Source organism: Longibacter salinarum (assembly GCF_002554795.1).
Taxonomy (GTDB): Bacteria; Bacteroidota; Rhodothermia; order Rhodothermales; family Salinibacteraceae; genus Longibacter; species Longibacter salinarum.
Genome location: NZ_PDEQ01000001.1, coordinates 519,135 through 539,749, shown reverse-complemented (window position 1 = coordinate 539,749; position 20,615 = coordinate 519,135). Strand labels below are relative to the sequence as shown.

The 20,615-nt window shown below is 58.1% G+C and carries 13 protein-coding genes; 4 read left to right on the top strand and 9 right to left on the bottom strand.

Features of this window, described 5'->3' with window-relative positions:
• Nucleotides 1-55: 55 nt before the first annotated feature.
• From CRI94_RS02185 to CRI94_RS02170, 4 genes are all read right to left on the bottom strand, one after another.
• On the bottom strand, nucleotides 56-1,402 hold the full coding sequence (locus CRI94_RS02185) for a hypothetical protein (protein WP_098074015.1): 1,347 nt from the start codon (nucleotides 1,400-1,402) through the stop codon (nucleotides 56-58).
• Nucleotides 1,403-1,571: 169 nt separating this feature from the next.
• Entirely contained in the window at nucleotides 1,572-3,734 is a 2,163-nt protein-coding gene (scpA, locus tag CRI94_RS02180) for a methylmalonyl-CoA mutase (RefSeq protein WP_098074014.1), read from the bottom strand.
• Between the two features lie 46 nt (nucleotides 3,735-3,780).
• Nucleotides 3,781-5,934 (bottom strand): methylmalonyl-CoA mutase family protein, encoded by a 2,154-nt coding sequence (locus tag CRI94_RS02175; RefSeq protein ID WP_098074013.1) that lies wholly within the window; start codon nucleotides 5,932-5,934, stop codon nucleotides 3,781-3,783.
• A 186-nt stretch (nucleotides 5,935-6,120) separates the two neighbouring features.
• Entirely contained in the window at nucleotides 6,121-6,708 is a 588-nt protein-coding gene (locus tag CRI94_RS02170; RefSeq protein WP_098074012.1) for a TrmH family RNA methyltransferase, read from the bottom strand.
• Between the two features lie 219 nt (nucleotides 6,709-6,927).
• Between CRI94_RS02170 and CRI94_RS02165 the strand changes: the two genes are divergently transcribed.
• From CRI94_RS02165 to CRI94_RS02150, 4 genes are all read left to right on the top strand, one after another.
• Nucleotides 6,928-7,554 carry a hypothetical protein gene (locus CRI94_RS02165; protein WP_098074011.1) on the top strand — a complete coding sequence of 209 codons (627 nt, stop codon included), beginning with the start codon at nucleotides 6,928-6,930 and terminating at the stop codon, nucleotides 7,552-7,554.
• Between the two features lie 105 nt (nucleotides 7,555-7,659).
• The gene (gene cmk / locus CRI94_RS02160; protein ID WP_098074010.1) at nucleotides 7,660-8,343 is read left to right on the top strand and encodes a (d)CMP kinase; all 684 of its coding nucleotides are present in this window, start codon (nucleotides 7,660-7,662) and stop codon (nucleotides 8,341-8,343) included.
• A 641-nt stretch (nucleotides 8,344-8,984) separates the two neighbouring features.
• Nucleotides 8,985-11,576: a 30S ribosomal protein S1 gene (gene rpsA / locus CRI94_RS02155; RefSeq protein ID WP_098074009.1), complete on the top strand. Its 2,592-nt coding sequence runs from the start codon at nucleotides 8,985-8,987 to the stop codon at nucleotides 11,574-11,576.
• 375 nt (nucleotides 11,577-11,951) lie between these two features.
• Nucleotides 11,952-13,385 carry an NAD-dependent malic enzyme gene (locus CRI94_RS02150; protein ID WP_098074008.1) on the top strand — a complete coding sequence of 478 codons (1,434 nt, stop codon included), beginning with the start codon at nucleotides 11,952-11,954 and terminating at the stop codon, nucleotides 13,383-13,385.
• Between the two features lie 160 nt (nucleotides 13,386-13,545).
• On the opposite strand, the gene CRI94_RS02145 is transcribed toward CRI94_RS02150, so the two are convergent.
• The 5 genes from CRI94_RS02145 to CRI94_RS02125 all read right to left on the bottom strand — a co-directional run bounded on the left by CRI94_RS02145 (nucleotide 13,546) and on the right by CRI94_RS02125 (nucleotide 20,350).
• Entirely contained in the window at nucleotides 13,546-14,826 is a 1,281-nt protein-coding gene (locus tag CRI94_RS02145; RefSeq protein WP_098074007.1) for an acetyl-CoA hydrolase/transferase family protein, read from the bottom strand.
• Nucleotides 14,827-15,208: 382 nt separating this feature from the next.
• Nucleotides 15,209-15,640, bottom strand: a complete 432-nt coding sequence (locus CRI94_RS02140; protein ID WP_098074006.1) for a hypothetical protein — start codon at nucleotides 15,638-15,640, stop codon at nucleotides 15,209-15,211.
• Between the two features lie 624 nt (nucleotides 15,641-16,264).
• A complete protein-coding gene (locus CRI94_RS02135; protein ID WP_098074005.1) occupies nucleotides 16,265-17,257 on the bottom strand; it encodes a hypothetical protein in 993 nt (330 codons plus the stop codon).
• A 272-nt stretch (nucleotides 17,258-17,529) separates the two neighbouring features.
• Nucleotides 17,530-19,017, bottom strand: coding sequence for an aldehyde dehydrogenase family protein (locus CRI94_RS02130; protein ID WP_098074004.1), 1,488 nt, complete (start codon nucleotides 19,015-19,017; stop codon nucleotides 17,530-17,532).
• A 532-nt stretch (nucleotides 19,018-19,549) separates the two neighbouring features.
• Complete coding sequence (locus tag CRI94_RS02125) at nucleotides 19,550-20,350, bottom strand: hypothetical protein (RefSeq protein ID WP_143815267.1); 801 nt, start codon at nucleotides 20,348-20,350, stop codon at nucleotides 19,550-19,552.
• Between the last annotated feature and the right edge of the window lie 265 nt (nucleotides 20,351-20,615).

The window sequence follows — 20,615 nt, the reverse complement described above, 5'->3', positions numbered from 1 at the left end:
AGGACAGACGTTCCCGATCCACATAGACGGACCGGGCGAGGGATTTGAGCCACCGTCAGTACAGAAGCACGAGCAGAAGCAGGCCGGCCAGAATCGTGGCGACGAAAATAAGTTGTATCAGCGTGGCGAGACCCAGCGGCTCGTTCGTCGTCGCACGACGATGGGCACGGGGCGTTCGTACCTCACCGACGACCTCTGCACCAACGGCCTCGGTATCTATTTCTGCGTCTGTTGCGACCGCGGGGCGCGTCGACCAGCTGTCGGGCTCGTCTTCAGGCACATCCTCACCCATCTCGTCTGAATCATCACCGTCTTCGGGGGTGATATCGTACTCCGGAGGGGTGAAGTCGTATTTATCTTGCGTATTAAAGTCGTACGTATCGGCGTACGATGCCGACGTATCTTCCTTGAAAGCAACCTCCTCCAGCGTCTTCGCCCACGATTTTGAGACGCCGCCGCCCAGATCCTCTTCCAAACTTCGTGTGGGCCCGAAGACATAGGTCGTCGGGCTACCGATTTCCTCCTCGATTGATCGAAGAGGACCGAAGACGTAGTCGCTCGACGATGTCATGGAGACCGCCTCATGTTCAGCATCCGGACGGCCCTCGAATTCGTCCGGCGTGTCGATTCCCATCCCGTCATCGTCGGGATGGTCCGGGCGGAAATCGTACCCAGCCCCGAAGTCATGATCGTCGTCGACGGTCTTCTCTAGCTGTTCGATGTCCCGCGCTGCCTGCTCTCGAACGGCATCGGGTGACGCGTTCTCTGAGCTTTCAACGGCATCGGATGTCCGACTCGTACGTCCTCGTTCCTTATCGATTGTCGACGTCGAGGGCGAGTTGGGTATCAGGCCCTGCAAATCCTCCATCGGATACGTACGGACGTCAATTGACGGTGTCTCTGAGGCGTTATCACTGATGAGAACGTGCGTACCGTAGAAGGAGTCGACGCGAACAGATTTGAGTCGTACCTCTCCGTCCTCAATGGCCTGTTGAAGCCGGTCGAAGAAGATATCTTCCGCGGACGAGAGCGTGCTTTGAAGCAGAAAGCGTGTCGACGCGTCGGTTTTCTCGGTGTCGATCGCGTAATCGACAATTAGGTGTCCGAGCACTCGGTCACAGACGGACGGGGGCAGAGGGCGCCCGTCCTCGAAGATGGCGATGCGTTCTTCGCTCGTAAACAGGTCATCGATGTCAGAGGAATGCACCTCAATCGTTCGGAGCGACGGGAAGAGGAGGTCCGAATCATACGTTAGCTCTAGCACCTCGGGTGGTGCGTCGTCATCTGGTACGCCGTATTCAAAAAGCAGAGCGGAGACGAGGATGCGCTCGACCCAGGGACACGCGGAAAGGTCGGGGTAGCGCGTTTCATTAATGACATACGCGCTGTAACCGGTAGCCATCGGAGAGCAGAATAAGGGAAAAGAGCCCGTATCTTTTTCCTAAATTACGTCATGCCGAGTGACAAATGACAGACGATCAATGTTTGCGTCTTTGTGCATGCACGGATCTGCACATGAAACCGAGCATCTGAGAGCAGGCAGCCGGTTGAGCAGAGCGATGAGCGCCCAGCTACTGTGGATTTGCCACCGTTTCGTCGCGTTCTCGCGCGATCATAACGTCCAGGATTTGTGCGGCAGCCTCAGAGATGACGGTTCCAGGCCCAAACACGCCCGTCACGCCGCGATCGTACAGGAAATCGTAATCCTGATGGGGGATGACGCCGCCTACGATCACGAGGATGTCGTCGCGACCAAACGCTTGGAGAGCATCGACCACCTCGGGCACGAGTGTCTTGTGTCCGCCGGCGAGACTCGATATGCCCAGGATGTGCACGTCATTTTCAACTGCCTGGCGCGCCGCTTCCTTCGGCGTCTGGAAGAGTGGTCCGACATCCACATCGAAGCCGAGGTCAGCAAAGGACGTCGCGATCACCTTCGCTCCGCGATCATGTCCGTCCTGACCCATTTTCGCAACCATGATTCTCGGTCGACGACCGGCGACCTCGGCGAACCGATCGGCCTTGTCGCGCGCCTCCTCGAAGCTATCGTCTACTCCTGCTTCTGCGGCGTAAACGCCCGATACGGTCTGCGTCTGGGCCGTATGTCGACCAAATACGTTTTCCATAGCATCTGAAATCTCTCCGAGTGTCGCGCGGTGCCGGGCGGCGTTCACAGCCCGTTCGAGGAGGTTTCCGTCGCCGGTCTCCGCGGCTTCGGTAATGGCGTTGAGCGCGTTGCGGACGGCGGCCTCATCGCGTTCCCCGCGAATGCGCTCCAGCTGGCGAACCTGTTGCCGGCGCACCTCCTCATTGTCGATCTCGAGCGTGTCGATCGGCTCGTCTTCGTCGGTCTGGAAGCGATTGACCCCGACGACGGTCTCGCGACCGGTGTCGATGCGGGCCTGTTTGCGTGCGGCGGCCTCTTCGATGCGGAGCTTTGGTAGTCCCTGCTCGATGGCGCGCGTCATGCCGCCTTCGTCTTCGACCTCTTGGATGAGCGCCCACGCGCGGCGGGCAAGGTCGCCGGTCAGTTTCTCGACATAGTACGACCCGGCCCAGGGGTCGATGGCGCGTGTGATGTCTGTTTCGTCCTGCAGGTAGAGCTGCGTGTTGCGTGCGATGCGGGCGGCAAATTCGCTGGGGAGCGCAATCGCCTCGTCCAGTGCGTTCGTGTGCAAGGACTGCGTGTGCCCGAGTCCGGCAGCCAACGCCTCGATGGTCGTTCGCACCACGTTGTTGAATGGGTCCTGCTCCGCGAGGCTGTATCCTGATGTCTGGCAGTGCGTGCGCAAAGCCATCGACTTCGGGTTCTCTGGGTTAAACTGCTTGACGAGCTTCGCCCACAGCATCCGCCCGGCCCGCATCTTCGCGATCTCCATGAAGTGGTTCATGCCGATCGCCCAGAAGAACGAGACACGCGGCGCGAAATCGTCCACATCCAGACCCGCGTCGATGCCCGTTCGCAGATACTCGAGTCCATCTGCCAGCGTATAGGCGAGTTCGATGTCAGCTGGGGCGCCGGCCTCGTGCATGTGGTAGCCGCTCACGCTGATTGCGTTGAAACGCGGCATTTCACGGCTGCAGTAGCCGAATATGTCGCCGATGATGCGCATCGAGGGTTCGGGCGGATAGATGTACGTATTCCGCACCATGAACTCCTTCAGGATGTCGTTTTGGATCGTGCCGCTGAGCTGCTCGTGGGAAACGCCCTGTTCTTCGGCGGCGACGATGTAAAACGCCATCACGGGAAGCACGGCCCCATTCATGGTCATGGAGACGGACATCTCATCCAGCGGGATGCCGTCGAAGAGCGTCTTCATGTCTTCAACGGTGTCGACGGCGACGCCCGCCTTACCCACATCCCCGCGTACGCGGTCGTGGTCCGAATCGTACCCTCGGTGTGTGGCCAGGTCGAACGCGACGGAGAGTCCTTTCTGGCCGCTCGCGAGCGCTCTTCTATAAAAGGCATTGGACTCTTCCGCGGTCGAGAAGCCGGCGTACTGTCGGATGGTCCATGGCCGGAAGTTGTACATCGTGCTGTATGGCCCGCGGAGGTATGGCGGGAGTCCGGCCGCGTAGTTCAGGTGGTCGAGGTCGTCGAGCGCGTCGGGGCCGTAGGCGGGCGATACGTCGATGTTCTCCGGCGTCGTCCAGGAGCTGCCATTGCTTTGGTGTGATTCCGTCGACGGAGAGGGTGCGACGGGGGCGTCGGTGGTGGTGAAGTCAGGGCGCATGGCGGTAAGGAAGAGCGACAGGGTAGCGGATGGGCAGATGCGTACGTCACACGGTGGCGTCGATGCCCAGATCGCGGAGAATCGAACGGAGGGTGTCGAGCAGTGGAGCTTTCAGGTGGACGAAGTGGTCGGCAGCCGGTCGCACGTTGTCAGAAACGCCATCCGGGGCACCGGCAACGATCAGCAGTGAACGTGACTCGCCCTCATCTAGAGCTTCGCGAAGGGCGGGCACGTAGTCGCTATAGGCATCGTCGCTACTGCAGGCGACGACGATGTCGGCGCCGTCGTCGATGGCTGCCGAGGCGGCGCCGTCTGCAGTGTCGAAGGAGATGGGCTCAACGATCCGAAAGCCAGCAACGCCCAGGTAGTTACGGGCAAAGTTTGCTCGGGCACTCCGTGCACCAGCCGGACCGTAGGGCGCCAGAAGGACCGTCGGGGTGCGCCCCGTTCGCTCGGCGTATGCTTCGACGCGGAGACGAAGCTGTTCGAACGGTTCGCTGAGACGGATGGAGGGAAGCGCTCGAATGCCCGGACCACCACCGACAGGCGTTGCCGCGAGGGCCGCGGATACGTCGCGGAGTGACGCCCCGTTGTTCATTGCTTCGACGATCGGCTCAAGGATATCGTCACCGGAAACGGCAGGAACGGCCTTGGGTGAGTGTTCTTCCGGTCCATGGCCCTCATCAGGCGCGGAGGCCAGGCCATCCGGAATGGCGTGGTTCGCCTTGTTTACGTCCGACAGGTGCTGCTCGTCCACATCGGGATAATGCGTGGTTCCCACGAGAACGTGCTTACGCTGATCGACGCGTTCACGCCGCTTCTCTCGAACCTCGGCGATCTGTTCAGCAATCGTTCCGGAGGCTAAGGCCTCAAGCATGCCGCCGGCTTTCTCGATAGCCTGAAAGAGCGGCCAGGCCTCCTCGATTATAGCGTTTGTCACCGCTTCGACGTAATACGAGCCGGCCCCCGGATCGGCGACCTGGTCCAGATGGCTCTCGTGTCGAAGAATGAGCTGGGTGTTTCTCGCAATACGGCTTGCGAAATCGTTTGGCCCGTTCAGGCTCTCGTCGAAGGGGGCAACGGTGAGCACGTCGCACCCGCCGATGATGGCGGATGCAGCCTGGGTGGTCCCGCGCAGCATGTTGACGTACGCGCCATACACCGTCTGCGTGCGACGGGACGTGTGCGCCTGAACGAATAGGTCCGCTGCCTGGACGGTTCGGTTGGATTCGCTTTGATCGAGAAACGCATTCACCACTCGGGTCGCGAGGAAGCGGAGTGCCCGTAGTTTCCCGATTTCTACGAAGTATGAGGTGTCGATCGGGAGGGCGAAGTGAAGCCGATCGACCGCAGTGTCGGCGGAGACGCCTCGTTCCGTGAGCTGATCGAGCGTCTCGGTGAGCGCTCCAAGGGTAAAAGCAAGCTCCTGTACGGCCGATGCGCCGGCGTTATGGTACGGCCGGGCGTCCACCATGATGGTTCGCATGTTCCGCATCTCGATGCCCGTCTCGACAGATTCGGCTGCGAGGCCGAACGCTACGGTCGGGTCCGTGATGGAACCGGTCGCGAGGCTGCCACCCGGATCAAATCCGACGCTTCCGCGCAGCTCACTGGGTTGACCATCCGACGTCGCCTGATCCATCAATTCGGGAAGCAGGACGGCCGCGACGGGACCGCCGGCGAGGTGAACGCCTGTTTGGGAAAGGTCGATGGAGTCGAGAAGCATCGAAAGATCCTCGCGTCCAGCCACATGAATGCCGCGGTTCATGTGCGCGGACGAGTCGAGCAGGGGCGGAGCGAACAGGGGCAGTCCGATCTCGTCTGCGCCGCCCTGCACGGCTGCTGCGATGCGTTGAGCAGCGTCCGACGGGTCCGCATCGGTAATGTCCTGACGAATCGACCACTTGTTTCCAGCAGACGGGTGTGATGCCGACGCCTCGTCTTCGTCTGCAGCAGGTTGCACGAGGGCGACCGGATCGTCGGCCAGATGCTCGAAGTCACGCAGGTCGTCTTGGCGGTAGAACGGGCGCAATGTGATTCCATCTACGCTCACCCAGTTCAAGCGGTGGAGAGGTTTTCCACGCATGTCCGACCGGATTCTTTCTTCCCATTCCTGTGTGGGGATGGGTGCGAAGTCCTTCGTAAAAGAAAGGTCCTGGGCAGTACCCACATCGGACCGGTCGTCGAGAGATGTACTCATGGCAGCGAGGGGCGGACGGGTGAGGTGGAAGCGCTTCAGTCGGCGGCACGGACAGACGCGCCGGGGAGTTCCCGCAAGTGTATGGTCTGCATCGGATAGAGTAAAAAATCCACGGCGGCTGAATCGTCGTCCTCTATCCGAGATCGGTGTGGGGAATGTCCCGGCGAAAAGGCAGCCATAGCAGGGTCAGACGTCGGGGAGTTCCGTCTCGAGCGCACGGTTCCCGGGCGTGTCCTGGAGGTCGTGGAGGTGGCGAAAGCGACGGACCAGATGCGACAAGGCCATTCCAGCCGCCACACTGACGTTGAGGGAGTGCTTCATTCCGTACTGTGGGAGTTCGAATGCGAGATCTGCGAGAGAGACAATGTCGTCCTCAACGCCGGTCACTTCGTTGCCCACGATGATAGCGAGCGGAAACGAAGTTGCGGGCGCTTCGGCTGGATGGAGCGGTTCGTCTGTGATTTCGAGCACGCCGATTGAGTATCCCTCAGCTCGAAGGTCGTTGATGACCGGCGTCACGTCGTCGTGAGCGGACCAGGAGACGACGTCCTGAGCACCAAGCGCAGTTTTGTGGAGGTTCTTGTGGTCGGGCGTTCCCGTGTACCCCGTCAGATAAAGATGCTCGACTCGCGCAGCATCGGCCGTGCGAAACATCGATCCGACATTGTAGATGGATCGCACGTTATGTACGATCACGGAAATCGGATGAGGGTCGGCTGAGCGGGCATCGGACGGGGTAAGGCGTGGGATGTCCTGGGGAGAAAGCTTGCGCATACATTAAGGTGTTCGAAGAGACAATCGATCAGGGTCGCTACGTCCAGAATGAACATGTGCCGCGAAATTCACTGGCAATCATGTAGACGTTACGTTGACAGCACGTGGATTCGATGAAGCGTCGAAACTCCGACGCTGTTTACGGGTGCGCACGGATCGAAGATGGCGTTGCATGGCCGCATTCCGTCGCGTTCTCATCATACGAGATTTCTCCCCTTCATGAAAGATATTCGCCAGCGGATCCCCGTTGCAGTTCTGATCGCGGGTCTCGGCCTCGCGATTGCGGTACTCATGTCCGGTTGCCAGACGCTACGTGAGGTCAGCAATCTTCGAAAAGTTGACTTCCGGCTCGACCGTGTCACAGATGCACGGCTTGCGGGCGTTTCCCTGCAAGGGGTCGACAGTTATGATGACTTCGGGGCGACGGATATGCTCCGCCTGAGCGCGGCCATTGCAGACGGTAAGATGCCGCTTGAGTTCACGGTTCAGGTCGCCGCGAGTAATCCGGCTGAGAACAGTCAAAATGCACGACTGACGCAGATGGACTGGCGGCTCTTTCTCCAGGATAAGGAAACGATTGCTGGCAGATTTGATCGTGAAGTGGTCATACCACCGGGAGAGCCGACCGACATTCCGATCGAGATGGAGCTGGATCTCGTCGACTTCTTCGATGGAAACCTGCGTGAGATCGTTAATCTGGCATTGGCACTCGGAGGGGAAGGTGAGCCGACGAACGTGAAATTGCGGGCTCGCCCGACGGTTCAGACTGCCATCGGCCCGATTCGGTACCCGAACGAGATCCTGATTGTCAACGAAGATGTGGATGGGGACACCGTTCCGCGCTAGCCACCCCATCGGATCACACGGTCGATCATATGGATGTCGCCGGATTCGATCGTGTTCTGCCGACAGCTCTAACCCGTTTTTTCCCTGCAACCTCTTCTTTTCATCGTGATCGTCACCATCGACGGACCGGCCGGGTCCGGAAAAAGCACGACTGCACGAGCCGCGGCTGATCGCCTCGGTTTCGTGTACCTGGACACCGGAGCGATGTATCGTGCGATCGCGCTCGCCTTCATCCGCCGGGATGCAGAGGGGACGCCGGACGAGGCACGCGCGATCCTGCCCGATGTGCGTGTCGACATCCGTTATCGCGACAACGACATGCGGGTAGTGCTCGATGGGGAAGACGTGTCCGGGACGATCCGGACTGCTGAGGTCGGCAATATGGCGAGTCAAATCAGTGCGTTGCAGAGCGTGCGTGAAAAGCTACTCGACACGCAGCGGCGCGTCGGGCGAGAGCAGGCGGAGAAGCATGGAGGCGTTGTCCTTGACGGTCGCGATACCGGTACGGTCGTCTTCCCGGATGCCGACGTTAAAATATTCATGGTCGCGGATGCGCGCGAGCGAGCCCGCCGGCGTCTTGAAGAGTATCAAAAGCAGGGCGAGGACGTGACGTTCGAAAGCGTGCTCCGAGAGATTGAAGAACGAGACGAGGCGGACCGCACGCGGGAAATCGCTCCCCTCAAGCGGGCGGATGACGCCGTCGAACTTGACACCACCTCACGCTCGATCGACGAGCAGGTCGGTTTCGTTGTCAATTGCGTGAAGGCCGAGCTCGCGCAGAGCGCGTAAAGTCGGTGGAGCATGCAAGAGCGAAAACGGGTGCACAGATGGACCCCGGGGACGTGCCGACGAGAGAATCGCCCATGTTCCGATGATCGGTCGGGGCGCTCCTGGTTTATTTCGTTCCCTACGTCCAGTGCTTCGCACCGTGACATCTCCGATGAGACCGGCGTGGATTCCGTCCCCGACCTCGATATTCGGTGGCGTCGGGCAATTCTTGATCATCGATTCAGTCGATCTCCCAATCCGGGTGAAGGGTCCGCCGGAAACTCACGCGCGCTTCGCGTAGTCGGCGAAAAATGGGGAACGTCGCCTCCCCGGGGCAATACAACATGATTCCGACCCAGATAGCCGCCGATATCCATGCGGCGTTGCTGGTGGATGCTTCCACCGGGACGACGGAGGCTCGACGCCTCTCCTCGACAGCACACCGATGTGCATGAGAGGGCATTGGAAAGTCCTGGAACGAAGGCTGGACGGGTTCGGCTACACACTCACACCATTCGATACGAACGTCCTTGTTGGAATTCCAGGCGCCGACGAGTACAAACGCACCAGAATTGTAGGGATCGCCCGCTCGGTGACTGCGCTGGACGCATGAAGATGGGTCCGGGAAGTTCAGCCCGCGCGACGGTTCCACACGAACCTATATGGCAGAAAACCAAGAGAAAACCGCAACAACTGAAGAGACGGAAGCCGCTCCGGCAACCGAAGCCACCGCAGAGGTGGATACGGATGCTCAGGATGCCGCTGCTGCCGAAGCAACGGATGCTGAAGCGGAGGCCGAGGCAACGGACGCTGATGCTCCGGCTGCTGAAGAAGCAGGCGACGGCGCCCCCGCTGCAGAGGCTGACGAAGCCGCGGACGCCGAAGAGGCCGAAGAGGTAGAGGCTGTGGAAGAGGAGCCCGAGCCCGTCGGCCCCGTCCATCGTATCCTGGAGGAGGCAGTGGAAGCCGCTGCACAGGACTTTGCAATTCCTTCGGGAGACGATGCTGATATCGACTTTGTCGACACGGCAGAGCCGGGTCAGACCGTTTCGCTGGAAGACCTTGAGCGCACAGAGGAAGCGCAGGGCTTCACCGGCGAGATGTTCGGCCGCACCATTTCTCTCGACGAACTGGAGGCAGAAGAACGGGAGCGGGAGGAGGACCCGGTCTATAGCCAGTTCCGTCAGTTCATTGACCAGACCTCGATCGATGTCCGTGAAGAGGACATTGTTGAAGGTCGCGTGCTCAAAGTGTCCGACGACGATGTTCTGATTGACATCGGATACAAGAGCGACGGCATCATTAGTGCCGATGAGTTCTCGCGCGAGCTCAAGCCGGGCGACACCGTTGAGGTGTACCTCGAGCGCAAAGAAGATCGCGACGGTCAACTTGTGCTGTCGAAGGCCAAGGCCGACAAGGTTCGCCGCTGGCAGCGGATCGAAGAGATTTACGAGAACGAAGAGATTATCGAGGGCACGATCGTCCGCCGCATCAAAGGTGGTATGATCGTGGAACTCTTCGACGATCTCGAAGCGTTCCTCCCGGGTTCGCAGATCGACGCGCGGCCGGTCCGCGACTTCGACGCGTACCTGGACAAGCGGATGGAGTTTAAGATTGTTAAGCTCAATCCGTCGAACGAAAACATTGTCGTCTCGCACCGCGAGCTCATCGAAGAAGAGCTGGAGGAGCAGCGCCAGCAGATTCTCGAGCAGCTCGAGGTTGGGCAGGTGCTTCGCGGTACCGTCAAAAACATCGTCGACTTCGGTGTCTTCATCGACCTCGGCGGCGTGGACGGCCTCCTGCACATCACCGACCTCTCGTGGGGCCGCGTCTCGCACCCGAGTGAGATCGTCGAGCTCGACGACGAAATTGAGGTTGTGGTCCTGGATTACGAAGAAGAGCGCCAGCGTATTTCGCTTGGTCTCAAGCAGCTCCAGCCGCACCCGTGGGACAACATCGGCGAGAAGTACGACGAAGGAGAAACCGTCGAAGGAAAGGTTGTCTCGATCACCAACTACGGCGCCTTTGTGGAGCTGGAGAAGGGGATCGAGGGCCTCGTTCACATCAGTGAGATGAGCTGGACGCGCCACATCAAGCACCCGAGCCAGATGGTTTCGCTCGGACAGCTCGTGGACGTCAAGATCCTGAATATCGACGAGGAGGAGAAGAAGATCTCCCTCGGTATGAAGCAGCTCCAGCCGGATCCATGGGATGGCATCTCTGATCGCTACCCGGCCGGCACGGTCCTCACTGGAACGGTGCGTAACATCACCAACTTCGGTGTCTTCGTTGAGATCGAGCCTGGAATCGATGGCCTCGTCCACATCTCGGATCTGTCGTGGACGAAGAAGGTCCGTCACCCTGGTGACATGATCAACAAGGGGCAGGATCTCGATGTCGTCATCCTCAACATTGACGAGGAGCGTCGTCGGATCTCGCTTGGCCACAAGCAGGTCAAGACGAACCCGTGGGATCAGTTCGCCGAAGCCTACAGCGAAGGCAACGACACCGAGGCCGAAGTCGTCCGTGTGGAGGACAAAGGACTCGTGGTGGAGCTTCCGCTCGACGTGGAAGCCTTCGTTCCGGGCAGCGAGCTAAAGAACGGCCCGCGCAACTTCCAGAGCCACTACGCGAAGGGCGACGAGCTCGAACTGCGAGTGATTCGCTTCGACAAGTCGCGCAAGGACATTGTCCTCAGCGAGACCGCCAAGGAGCGCCAGGAGGCGCACCAGGAGCGCGAAGCCGAACGTCGCGAGGAGCGCAAGAAGAAGCAGGAAGAGCGCCGCAGCGTCCAGCAGTATCAGGACAAGGGCGAAGACGAATCTACGTCCGGACCGACGACGCTCGGAGAGCTTTCCGGCCTTGCCGACCTCAAAGCGCAGATGCAGGAAGCAGAGCGTCGCGGCGTTGAAGAAGCCGAGGCACCTGAAGTGGAAGCCGAAGCAGCAGATGTCGAAGAAGCTGCAGAGGAAGAAACGGAAGAGCCAGCCGCAGAGGAAGAGGATGCCCTCGACGTGGCCGAAGCCGAAGAGGCAGGCGAAGAAGCTGCCGAAGAATCGGCTGGCTTTGACGAGACATCCGGTTTCCCGGAAGACTTCCCCCAGGTGGGTCGTCTTGAGAATGCAGGCGTAATGTCGATTTCCGATCTCCGCGAGTATGCGGATGACTTCACGGAAATCAACGGCATCGGTGACGCCTACGCCGAGGAAATTGAGGACGCACTGGCTGAATTCGACGAGCAGTCGAACAGCTAAGTCGGCCTCGCACGGGACGCCAGACGTCCCTACGTTGCTGAAACACAAGCGGGCGATCTCCACGTCGGAGGTCGCCCGCTTTTTAATGGTGTACGCTTAGCCCGCCGCTCGGTACGTTGTTGACGGTAGGTTCATGTGGCGCCCGCCCGGCTCGTATCGTCCGGCATGCTCTTCGCTTTCCTGCCTTAATGCAACGTCGTAGAAAGATTCGGTTTACTTCTCGGCTTTCATACGGTGTTCGCGAACTCCGCCCGGTGTGGCTCATCGGAGTGTCCCTGCCCGAACATGTAGCCTGTCCATTCAGCCGGGCGCGCCCGGTCTCGGTGTAGACACGGCCCCTTTCTATCCCCGCTCCCTCACGGATTCCCTTTTCTTATGGAAGACATTCCAGACTATCTTCCGAGTGCAAGCAACTCGGTCACGCTTCGCCTCGACATCCGAAATCGCCCCGGCATGCTCGCCGAAGTCACGTCGGTCATCGGAGCCCGTGGTGGCAACATCGGTGCGATTGACATCGTCCGTGCCAACGAAGATGTCATGGTGCGCGATATTACCATCAATGCGCGAAGTATTGACCACGCTCGCGAAATTGTCCTGGAGGTGCGCTCCATCGACGGCGTCGACGTGCAGAACGTATCGGATCGCACCTTCCTGATGCATCTCGGAGGGAAGATCGAAGTCCGGAGCAAAACGCCGCTCACAAATCGTGATCAGCTCTCGATGGCGTACACGCCGGGCGTCGCTCGGGTCTGTGAGGCGATTGCGGATTCGCCGGAAGACGCCCACCGCCTCACGATGAAGAGCAACACAGTTGCGGTTGTATCCGACGGGACGGCTGTGCTTGGACTGGGCGACATCGGGCCGGAGGCGTCCATTCCCGTGATGGAGGGCAAGGCACAGCTCCTGCGCGAATTCGCCGGCGTCAACGGTTTTCCGATCTGTGTTGATGAAACGGACGTAGACGCTTTCGTCGATACGGTGGCGCGTATCGCTCCGGTGTTCGGGGCGATTAATCTGGAGGATATCGCCGCTCCACGGTGCTTCGAAATCGAACAGCGCCTGAAAGAGCGACTCGATATTCCGGTCTTTCACGACGATCAGCATGGCACAGCCGTCGTCGCTGTGGCGGCGCTCATCAACTCGCTGAAGATCGTCGACAAGCCGCTCGAGGACATTAAGGTCGTTATTGTTGGGATCGGTGCGGCTGGAACCGCCGTGACGCACATGCTCGACGAGATGGGTGTGGACAACATCGTCGGTGTCGACCGTCAGGGAGCGGTTCACCTCGATCGCGATGATCTAGATCCGGCGAAGCGAGCGTACGCGGAAGTTACCAATCCGAATGGGGAGGACGGAGAGCTGTCCGAAGTTATGGAAGGTGCAGACGTGTTCATCGGCTTGTCTGGCCCGGACGTGATCGGGATCGACGATCTGAAGAAGATGAACCGTGATCCCATCGTCTTTGCCATGGCCAACCCGCGGCCGGAAATCATGCCAGAGGTCGCGTATCCGCATGTGGCCGTGATGGCGACGGGGCGGAGCGATTATCCGAACCAGATCAACAACGTGCTCTGCTTTCCCGGCCTGTTCAAAGGCGTTCTGGACTGTCGCGCCACAGACGTGACCGATGGGATGAAGATTGCCGCTGCACACGCAATTGCGAATACAATTTCATCGGACAGCCTGACATCGGACTACGTGATTCCGAGTGTGTTTGACCAGCACGTCGTGGACCGCGTCGCTGAGGCAGTGAAGGAAGCCGCATGGGAAGAAGGCATTGCAGGCCGAGATCCGGTGCATTCCCGGTAGGAAGGCAGCTTCGGTTTGGGCCGGCGACGGCTTAATAACAACAGCCAGCACTCCGCGCTGCGTGGGAGTGCTGGCTTTACTTTTGCGTCGTGACGTCAACGCCCACCCAGAGTACTGAACTCAGTCAGTCGGGTGAGAGAACCGCTGCATCTGCTGTTGATCAGGTGGCTGCCAGGACGTTGAATCGGTCGAAGGCCGCTTCGCGGAGATCTTCTCGGTGATCCGGGTGTGCGATGTTGATGAGGGCTTCTGCTCGCTCGCGCAGGTTCTTGCCGTACAGGTTTGCCGCGCCGTACTCGGTCACGATGTAGTGCACGTGAGCGCGCGTCGTGACAACGCCTGCTCCTTCTTTTAAGAACGGAACGATGCGGGAAATGCCTTTACGCGTGGTAGAGGGGAGGGCGATGATCGGTTTTCCGCCCTCGGAGAGCGACGCACCACGGATGAAGTCCATCTGGCCACCGACGCCGCTGTACTGGTACGTTCCGATCGAATCGGCACACACCTGACCGGTCAGGTCGACCTCGACGGCGGAGTTGATCGCTGTCACCTGCGGGTTGCGGCGGATGACGGCGGTGTCGTTTACATACGCGACATCGAGCATCTGGACGAGCGGATTATCGTCCATGAAGTCGTAGAGGCGGCGCGTGCCCATGGCGAAGCTACTGACGATTTTGCCTGGGTGGATGGCTTTGTTGGCGCCCGTGACAACGCCTGACTCCACGAGATCAATAACACCCTCGGAGAACATTTCCGTGTGGATGCCGAGATCCTTGTGGCTGGACAGTGCCTTCAGCACAGCATCTGGAATTGCGCCAATGCCCATCTGAAGCGTGGCTCCGTCGTCGACGAGTTCTGCGCAGTGCTTGCCGATCGCGAGTTCGACATCGGAAAGCGTAGCGTTCGCTGCTTCCGGTAGCGGCATGTCGCCTTCGACGGCAAAGTCGATCTGCGAAACGTGAATCAGTCCGTCGCCGTGCGTTCGAGGCATCTGGGGGTTGACCTGAACGCATACATGTTCGGCCATCTCGAGGGCGGCCCGGGACACGTCGACGGAGACGCCGAGGGAGCAGTAGCCGTGTTTGTCGGGTGGGGAGACCTGCAGCAGTGCTACGTCGAGGGGGAGCACCTCGTCCCGGAAGAGCGCGGGGACCTCGCTCAGAAATACCGGAATGTAGTCGGCGCGACCTTCTGCAACGGCTGTCCGAACGTTGCCACCGACGAAAAGAGCGTTGGTATGAAACGTGTCGGCAAATTCGGGGTCCGCGTACGGTGCATTGCCTTCCGTATGGAGATGGACGATCTCAATGTCTGACAGTTCGCTCGCCCGATCGGTGAGCGCATCGACGAGTTTCTGCGGCGCGGCAGCGGCCGTGTGAACGAAGACGCGGTTGCCGGACGAGACGACCGATACAGCGTCAGAAGCGGAGACGAGATTCATATCGTAAATCGGGAACTGGGGGTTACGAACAAAATCACCGACGCGCTACCTTCGGCGTGGATACGGTTTCAGAGCGGCGCAATCAATGAGTCACGTCGAACATAGGACCCGCAGTCAGCACCGTCGACATTTCGCCATTGACTTCAACTAACCTTTGCCGACGGCGAGCGAATTGCAAGCATTACCTACACACGTGTAGGTGGTACCCCCACGCAGCTCGAACAACAGACGGTTCGACGTAGTCCAGGGACCCCATGAATAAGAGGCTCGTCCTCCATACGCGCAGGCGTCGCGGGGTCAAAGGCGTCCACTTCAACCCGTCGTATTTGGGCTCGGTAGCATGAGGGAGCACGTCTGTGTCGCCCTGTCGTCGAAGGCGCGCTCAAACGGTTGCCTCACCCAGTGAGAATCCAGATATGTCGTCAATGCGTCCTCGCCATAGGGCCGTTTCCGTGGTTGGGCCCGCGCTCAAGAATTGCACGTTGCGAAGATGTAGAAAATGAGGCGTCTCCAGTTCCGTCTCGCCCTTGCGGACCTGCTCTTTGTGTCGCTTGACGGCATTGACTGAATCCGTGCCAGCTTGTTGTAGTGCCTCCGTGATGGTGTCAGCCCGAGAGGGAAATACGTCCGACAGGTCGTCGGCGGTACGCTCGTAGTATTCGCCGACACCGATCAGCGTGCCCGTGACGACGCTTCCCCCGACGGTTATCGTCAGCGGGATTGATCCGCCGTGCTCGTTGACATGATCGACGAGGAGGGCGAGGAACCAGTCCCGTTCCGGGGCGCGGTCGTTTGAAAGGTCGGATACACTCATGATGATCAGGGAGGTGCAGAGGTTAAACGACTAGGCGATCGTAATAATGAGGCACGTGGCGTCAGAAAGCAACTCGTTCAAAGACAGCCTGCATGAAGGTTTGAAAACCTGTTTGTCGGATAGGTTGTTGGCTGATACGAGGGAAGGAGGGGCCGAGAGTTGTCCATCAAACAGGCCTGAATCGGGAGTACAGTCAGCGTCTTTGGCCAGAGAAGGCGAGCGGACGTAGCGTCCGACTGATTGATAAAACGAGCTGGTCAACAAAAAAGGCCGCAGCGATCCGATGATCGCCGCGGCCCGGAGCCGGGTGTCTTCCGCAAACACCCTTCTTGATTTCAAAAAGACTCAGTCTTCGACGTTGTCGATCTGGGCCTTCTGCAGCTGACCCGAGTAGTCGACGTAGACGGTCTTCGTCTCTGTGTAGAACCCTTCAGACCATCACGCCTTTCGTCGGATTGGCCCAACACCGGAGAACGAATACACGTCTGTTCATCCTGATTCACATCAAAGATGAACTTTACACGTCGGCTATTCCATGTCGGCTGTTCTCCTTGCGGCGACGTGCCTACACGCACTCCGTACAGTCTGGGATTGCAAAATGAAGCGCTTAAGGAGACCGGTAGTTTAAGAGAGATTGCGTTCATATTGACTTAGGTAGATGCGAACGCGTTCTACAAAGCCTGATCTTGTATGCGTTTCATTCAGGATTAGATAGGGTGAAACGCCAATCCTCTCTGTTATACTTTCAACATTGTTCGGCTTAATTATATGAGCACGCAAGAGGGCAAAGTAATATAAGAGTGTCTTCTCTTTTGCATTAGTCACAAAATTATAGACTCTAACACCACCGTCAACATGTTGCCTATTCTCATATCTGTTAATCTCTAAAAGACAGCTGAGTGCAAGTTCGGACTGAGCGTTATAACCCTTGGCATTTTGAAAGGCATGGTCTAACAACCGGGGATGTTCAATGCTAGTGTTGACATGAGATAAAAGCTCTAAACGGTCCACTGTGTATTCACCACTTGTTCTGTGGTACTCCCTGTCGTCCCCTTGTATCGTTTCATGGATGTTGTAGTATACTTTCTTATTTGTAATCCGTACAATCTCTACCTGGTGGCTGAAAAAACCGTCGTTGCATGATGCTATCGCTCTAATGTAAAAGGATTTTTGTAGGTTGTCATACAGTTTAGTTAGCGAGACGGCCAACTGCTTTGATCTACGATTATAAACATCAAGAAGCGAAAATAATCCGTTCTCATAGTTCTGTCGCGCCAAGCTGTCAGCCTGTTCTTTTACTTGGTCCTGATTTGTTTGAATCTCTTGAGCCATTAATGATAACTCTCTTTGGCCTTGACGAAAGGCTACGTAGACCAGTAGAGCACCAACGAATGCGAAGACCGGACCGGTGACGCCTCCGATAAGATCACCAACTTCAGATACTTGATCTAAGCCTTGAAAATCATCTACCTGACTATTAAGCCAATACCTGAAAATTATAACCCCGAATGAAATACCTACAACGCTTAATAGAGCTGCGGCAAAAATAGCTAATGTCACATCCAACGTCTTTTGAGTCCCACCACTTTTTTGTTCTGTGCTCTTCGTGTCCGACAAAACAGTCTATAATTTAGATTCAGAGATATGCCGAAGACGAGTGTGTAATGATCAAACACCGCAAAAAGATCATCAGCCGCTCATTTGTCTGCCGTTGACCTCAAAATAACCTTTCAATATCCCCATACAGGCGACAAACCCCGTTCTCTATCCCTCCTATCCCTATCTTGCCACTTAATTTAGTCTTAACACAAGAGACGCCTCCCAAACTCGCATTCAGGAGGCGTCTCGTTTATGCTTCAAATGCCCGTTTAGAGGCAACAGGGCGGGGTTTACTCCACGTTATCAATCTGCGCTTTTTGGAGTTTTCCGCTATAGTCAACATAGACGGTTTTCGTCTCCGTGTAGAACTCAAAGACTTCCCAGCCGCCGTCGCGGTGGCCGTTGCCGGTGTCCTTCACGCCGCCGAACGGCATGTGTGCTTCTGCCCCGATCGTCGGGCCGTTGACGTACGTGATGCCGGCCTCCAGGTCGTGCATCGCGCGGAAAGCGCGGGCGACCTTGTTGGTGTAGATGGAGGAGGAGAGGCCGTACACGGTATCATTCGCCGCCGCGACCGCTTCCTCGTACGACGAAATCGTGTGGACCGACAGCACCGGACCGAAGATTTCCTCCTGGAAGATGCTCATGTCGCGCTCCACGCCGCGGAAGAGCGTCGGCTGGAAGAAGCAGCCATCGGCCAGTGCGCCGTCGGTGGCTTGCTCCCCGCCGAACACGAGCTCGGCGCCTGCATCGACGCCCTCCTTGATGTAGCCGGAGATTTTCTCCAGTGCGGCTTCGTTGATGACCGGGCCAACATCGGTGTCATCCTTGAGACCGGATCCTAGCGTAAGGTCGGCAGCCTGTTCTTTGATCATCTCGATGAACTCAGCCTCCACGTCTTCATGGATGATGAGCCGGCTCGTGGCCGTGCAGCGCTGACCCGTCGTACCGTACGCGCCCCAGATGACACCTTCGATGGCAAGCTCCAGGTCGGCGTCCTCCATCACGATCATCGGGTTTTTGCCGCCCATTTCGGCCGAGTACTTCTTGTTCAGCCGGCCGCACGTGGCGCCGATGGCCTTTCCGGTCTCGCTCGAGCCGGTGAAGCCGATTGCATCCACGTTGGGGTGCTCGACCAGCGCTTTTCCGGCTTCGCCCGCACCGTGCACCAGGTTCACCACGCCGTCAGGGACGCCTGCATCGGACATGATCTCGCAGAGCACCGTCGCGCTGTGCGGCGCTTCTTCGCTCGGCTTGAAGACGACCGTGTTGCCGCTCGCGATCGCAGGGAAGATCTTCCAGGTCGGGACCGCCACCGGGAAATTCCAGGCGGTGATGATGCCGCAGACGCCGATCGGGCGCCGGATGCTCATGTTGAACTTGTTCGGCAGCTCGCTGGGCACCGTGTGACCGAACAGGCGGCGCGTCTCACTCGCTGCGTAATACGCGGTGTCGATCGCTTCCTGCACGTCGCCCTTCGTTTCAAAGACCGGCTTGCCCATCTCGCGCGTCATGATCTGCGCGAGCTCCGTCTTGCGCTCGGTCAGCGCATCGCCAATCTGGCGGAGAATGTTGCCGCGCTCCGGGGCGGGTGTGGTGCTCCAGGACGAAAAGGCTTCGCTCGCCGCCTCAACGGCGTTGTCGACGTCGGCCGGTCCGGAGGATGGGAACGCGCCGATGACGTCGTTACGGTCGGCGGGGTTGAGGTCGTCGAACGTCTTACCGGAGGCGGCGTCGGTGGCCTCGCCGGCGATGATATTATGAAACGTGTCTGCCATAAGGAGAAAAGCGGTTCCAATCGAAAAGAAACGGCGGAGATAGCGGCTTGCGGTGGATGGGCACCTCGGCATAGCAGCCCACCCGACACAAGCGCCAGGCACCCGTCACGGAAGCCTGGTTCGTTACATCAAATCCAACCTACGAGGAAGCGCGCCGGAGTTTCAACGCCGAACCGTGCGGGTTTGACGTGATTCGTGGGAAGAACGAACGTTCGTCGATGGTGGGTTGTGGGTTGTGAATCGGATTGGGTTCCTGGGATTGGGGGTTAGGATTACGGATTATGGATTGGGGATTCAGGATGGGCATGTTGTCGTGACGGAGACCGGTCCACTGTTTCCGTTTATAGTTCACGCCAGTAGCGACAAGTCGAACGCTGCATTTCGAGCGCAGGGCATCTTGGAGTGAGACCGAGATGTCTTGTTAGCGGTCCGATCCACAATCCTGAATTCTCTATCCGCCAATCGTAGGACCTTTCCAAAACTTCGGAGCAATCGATGAATCGGTTTCGATAGCGTAGGGAGCCTTCTCCCGCTATTCGTCTAGATCTAATTCACCGTTGCTGTCGATCGCATCCAGGAGATTCTGAAGATCTTTCGTTTTATCGGAAGAAAGTACGGGATAAACCTCTCGCGTCGACCGGTCCAGCACGCGAAGTCTTCGCTGAACGCCATCGATAATGTCGACGTCTGGTCGTGCGATCGTCGCAAGAAAAATATTTGATGTGTCGCGCGTCACGTGAAAGCGAGAAAATCGGACGAGAGAATCTGCTAAGACGGTTTTCTCCGCTGATACCGGATCGATCTCGTAAATCGTTGTGAGGTCCTCAGGGCCGAGGGTACCGGACTCGTTGGTGTCCTCGAAAATCGCGGCGGCGTACAACACGACGCCATCTGGCGGCCGTTTCATAGCTATATATCTCGAAATGAAGACGCGTTCTTCAAAGACTGGCGTTGCCGTCTGCGTGGAGGCATCGAATGCCACGAGATTCACGATGGGCGCATCGTTTTCGAATAGAATAATATCGGCAGCGCTCTCCGGATAATCAGGGTAAACAATCATCTTGGAAAACGTTCGCTGTCGTTTCGAACCGTTGTAATATGCACCCTCAGCCGTACGAAGGGTCTTCGGAGCGATCTCAACGATGTACTTGCTCCGACTGCTGTCGACAAGAATGGGGAGTTGTTCGCTCACAACAAATCTGCGTCGTTCACCATCTGGACGACGATCCAACACTTCCCTGGACTCGATTTCTGGCTGGTTGGCGCGCCGGAAGTCTTCGAGCCATTCTGTACCCAAACGCCATAGAAGAAGAAGGCAGACAAGGGTTATCATAATGGCGCAGATCGTGATGACAGTTGTCTTTACTCTTTCCATCATCGTGTTGTGGTAGTAATAGCAAATAATATTAGGCCGCTTTCAGTGGTTGCGGCAATCATGGTTCCATAGTTCGAAGAAAGTATCGTGCGTCACGAATCCCAATTTCCCGCGAAACTAGTGGATCGCGTGGCGTGCGGTCGACATTCAATCTTCTCGCGTGCACATTATACCGACTCAGTAGACGCCTCGCTGCATTGCCTTCCATCACCTGTTCTCACGC

Coding starts and splice junctions, on each gene's coding strand:
- CRI94_RS02165 (WP_098074011.1), top strand. CDS start 6,928: ATGAAAGATATTCGCCAGCGGATCCCCGTTGCAGTTCTGATCGCGGGT.
- CRI94_RS02170 (WP_098074012.1), bottom strand. CDS start 6,708: ATGCGCAAGCTTTCTCCCCAGGACATCCCACGCCTTACCCCGTCCGAT.
- CRI94_RS02145 (WP_098074007.1), bottom strand. CDS start 14,826: ATGAATCTCGTCTCCGCTTCTGACGCTGTATCGGTCGTCTCGTCCGGC.
- rpsA (WP_098074009.1), top strand. CDS start 8,985: ATGGCAGAAAACCAAGAGAAAACCGCAACAACTGAAGAGACGGAAGCC.
- CRI94_RS02175 (WP_098074013.1), bottom strand. CDS start 5,934: ATGAGTACATCTCTCGACGACCGGTCCGATGTGGGTACTGCCCAGGAC.
- CRI94_RS02150 (WP_098074008.1), top strand. CDS start 11,952: ATGGAAGACATTCCAGACTATCTTCCGAGTGCAAGCAACTCGGTCACG.
- CRI94_RS02130 (WP_098074004.1), bottom strand. CDS start 19,017: ATGGCAGACACGTTTCATAATATCATCGCCGGCGAGGCCACCGACGCC.
- scpA (WP_098074014.1), bottom strand. CDS start 3,734: ATGCGCCCTGACTTCACCACCACCGACGCCCCCGTCGCACCCTCTCCG.
- CRI94_RS02125 (WP_143815267.1), bottom strand. CDS start 20,350: ATGATAACCCTTGTCTGCCTTCTTCTTCTATGGCGTTTGGGTACAGAA.
- CRI94_RS02185 (WP_098074015.1), bottom strand. CDS start 1,402: ATGGCTACCGGTTACAGCGCGTATGTCATTAATGAAACGCGCTACCCC.
- CRI94_RS02140 (WP_098074006.1), bottom strand. CDS start 15,640: ATGAGTGTATCCGACCTTTCAAACGACCGCGCCCCGGAACGGGACTGG.